Source organism: Leucobacter soli, assembly GCF_042659205.1.
Taxonomy (GTDB): domain Bacteria; phylum Actinomycetota; class Actinomycetes; order Actinomycetales; family Microbacteriaceae; genus Leucobacter; species Leucobacter soli.
Map to the genome: position 1 here is coordinate 1 of NZ_JBHSRW010000277.1, position 2,733 is coordinate 2,733.

The 2,733-nt window shown below is 72.6% G+C and carries 4 protein-coding genes; all 4 read right to left on the bottom strand.

Annotation, left to right across the window (positions count from 1 at the left end; translation table 11 throughout):
• Nucleotides 1-338 precede the first annotated feature (338 nt).
• Complete coding sequence (locus ACFPZL_RS12055; protein WP_218116260.1) at nt 339-695, bottom strand: MGMT family protein; 357 nt, start codon at nt 693-695, stop codon at nt 339-341.
• Between the two features lie 25 nt (nt 696-720).
• Nucleotides 721-1,446: a VIT1/CCC1 transporter family protein gene (locus ACFPZL_RS12060; RefSeq protein WP_218116259.1), complete on the bottom strand. Its 726-nt coding sequence runs from the start codon at nt 1,444-1,446 to the stop codon at nt 721-723.
• Between the two features lie 142 nt (nt 1,447-1,588).
• Nucleotides 1,589-2,383 carry an NAD(P)H-dependent oxidoreductase gene (locus tag ACFPZL_RS12065; RefSeq protein ID WP_218116258.1) on the bottom strand — a complete coding sequence of 265 codons (795 nt, stop codon included), beginning with the start codon at nt 2,381-2,383 and terminating at the stop codon, nt 1,589-1,591.
• Nucleotides 2,380-2,733 (bottom strand): GNAT family N-acetyltransferase (locus ACFPZL_RS12070; RefSeq protein ID WP_382335596.1); only part of this gene is annotated, 354 nt, incomplete at its 5' end. The genes ACFPZL_RS12065 and ACFPZL_RS12070, both read right to left, overlap by 4 nt.

Sequence of the window (2,733 nt, forward strand, 5' to 3'; positions counted from 1 at the left end):
GCCCGCTCCGCCGGCTGTGCCGGTCGGTCGTTCGCCCGGCGGGACGCGCTCGAGCACGATGTCGAGTCCCGCGGGAGCCCTGCCGCTCACGGGCAGGGGTACGAGCTCCAGGGGGCCGCCGCCGGAATCCGCCCAGCGGCGTGCCCATTTGCCCGGTGCCACGCCGCGGGCGAAACCGACACGGAGCGGGGGAGCGCCCCTGTCTGCAGGGTGGTCTTCGGAAGCGCGCGGGCCTGCAGATCCTGCCCCATCGCTCGACGCGACTTCGTCACCGGGTGTCCGCTCCACGTCATCCGTGCGGCGCGCAGGATCCGCCTCGCCCGCGTTCGTCGACTCGTTCACGGCGCCTCCACATTCGCGTAGATCTCATGGTCGTACGGCAGCCGAGCCGAGGAGAGCGCGATGCGGTAGTCGTCGGGGGAGACGACGTGGCGCAGCGGCGTCCCCTCCTCCCGATAGTGCGGCAGCGCGAGGCGCGCGTGCCCCTGCGGCGGCAGTCCGCTCGCGGGCACGACCCGCCACCAGGTCACCGCATGCCCGAAGTACGCCATCACGCGCCCGACCGCGCGCGGCGCATTCGAGCCGAGCGCCCACGCGATGTCGCCGTACGTCACGACCCGGCCCGCGGGCACCTGCGCGACGACCGCGAGGACGGCCGCCGCGAAGTCGTTGTCGGCGAAGTCCTCCTGGGGCATTCCTCAAGCGTACGCGCTCGTTGCCCTAGCCGAGCCCGGAGACGCCGAGCAGGCTGCCGATCCCGTAGGTCGCCGCGACCGCGATGCCGCCGAACAGCAGCTGGCGCCCCGCGCTCGCGAACGGATTGCGGTCGGTGAACCTGGCCGCGACGAAGCCCGCGGCGAGCAGCCCCGCCCCGCCGAAGAGCAGTCCCCACCAGAGGGTGCCGAAACCCAGGAGGAACGGGAGCACCGGGATGACGGCGCCGACGCTGAACGCGATGAAAGACGAGAACGCCGCGACCAGGGGCGACGGGCGCTCGTCCGGGCTGAGGCCGAGCTCGTGGGCGAGGTGCACCTTGAGAGCCTGCTCGCTGTTCGCATGCACCTGCTCGGCCGCGGTTCGCGCGGTCTCGGCGTCCATGCCGAGGTTGCCGAACATGACGGTGAGCTCGGCCTGCTCGCCGACCGGATTGCGACGCAGCGCATCGCGCTCCGTCTCGACCTCGACGGCCAGCTGCTCGTTCTGGGTGCGCACCGAGGTGTACTCGCCGAGCGCCATCGAGATCGCGCCCGCGATCAGCCCGGAGACGCCCGTGATCGCGACGATGCCCGGGCTCGCGCCGGCCGCGGCGATGCCCGAGATCAGGCCGATGTTCGAGACCAGTCCGTCCATCGCGCCGAAGACGGCGGCGCGCAACCAGCCGGATCCCGCGGAGGAGGAGTGGCTGTGGTCGTACTCGTGGGGGTTGGCGATGTTGTAGTCAGGCACTCGGGTTCCTCGTGTCGTCGCGGCCGCGCGGGCCGGCGGAGTTCCGCCGGCGGCCAGACGCCACCCTAGCCACTGACACGGGTACGTGAGAACCCGTCCGTCGAGTTCGCCGCGCCCCCGCAGCGACTACGTGGTACCGAACTCAGTCGTGCAGATGGATCCCGAAGTCCGTGCGCCCGGGCGCCAGATCCTGCCGAAGCGCGCGGTTCCCGCGGTAGTCCCCGTCGCGGAGCCTCCGGTATGCCAGTGTCGGTTCCGATTCCAGGCCGCGCAGGCGCTCCTGCAGCCGCGTCGCCTCGCGCTCGGCGCCGTCGGGGTCGAGCCCGTCGGCGTCGTGGACCACGTGCAGCGCGTGGCTCGCGATGCCCGCGTACCAGAGGGTGCCGTGCGTCAGGGGGAAGAGCAGCGACTCCAGGTCCCCGCTGATCCCGCGCGCGCCGATCGAGCCGGGATCCTCCCCGGCGGTGACGACGATCAGCGCGCGCCGCCCGGCGAGGGGCCCGTCGCCGTAGCGGCGGGGCACGCCGAGCTCGGGATCCGTGCCACCGAAGGCGAAGCCGTCGGTGAAGACCCGATCGAACCACCCCTTCAGGATCGCCGGGACGCCGAACCACCAGAGCGGGAACTGCAGCACCAGGAGCTCGGCCTCGGTCAGCTTCCGCTGCTCCTCGCGGATGTCGACCGGCAGCGTCCCGCTCGCGTATGCGGCGCCCGCCTGCTCCACGATGCTGCCGGGGGTGTCGGAGGCGTCGCCGAGGTCCGAGATGCGGAGCACGGGATCGAAGCGCTGCGCGTAGAAATCCGATATCGCGACGCTGCGGCTCTCGGCAAGTGCCTCCCGCCCCGCCCGGAACAGCCGGGCGTTGAGGGATGTCGCGCGCGGGTGCGCATACACCCAGAGCGCGGATCCCGACGTCGGTGCGGTGTGCTCGGTCATGATTCCCTTTCGGGTCGGAGGGGAGGGAGGCGATCCGCGGCTGCGGCTGCGGTTGCGGTTCTGGCCGTGGTCGCAGCGGCCGGACGGGCGTGACGGGCCGGAGGAGAATCGCCGGTGCGGCCGGTGCGGCCGGTGCGGCCGGTGCCGGTCTGCTCGGGCGCATCCGGCTCCCCGAGACGCTTGCGCATCCTGAAGTTCACCAGCTCCGCTCCCGACCTGACCTGCCGCTGCTCGCGCTCGACGCGGAAGCCGCGGCGTTCGAAAAACGGCCGGGCGGTGATGCTCGCGTCGGTGTAGAGCTCTGCGACGCCGCTCGTGCGCGCCCGCCGCTCCGCCTCGGCGAGCAGGCG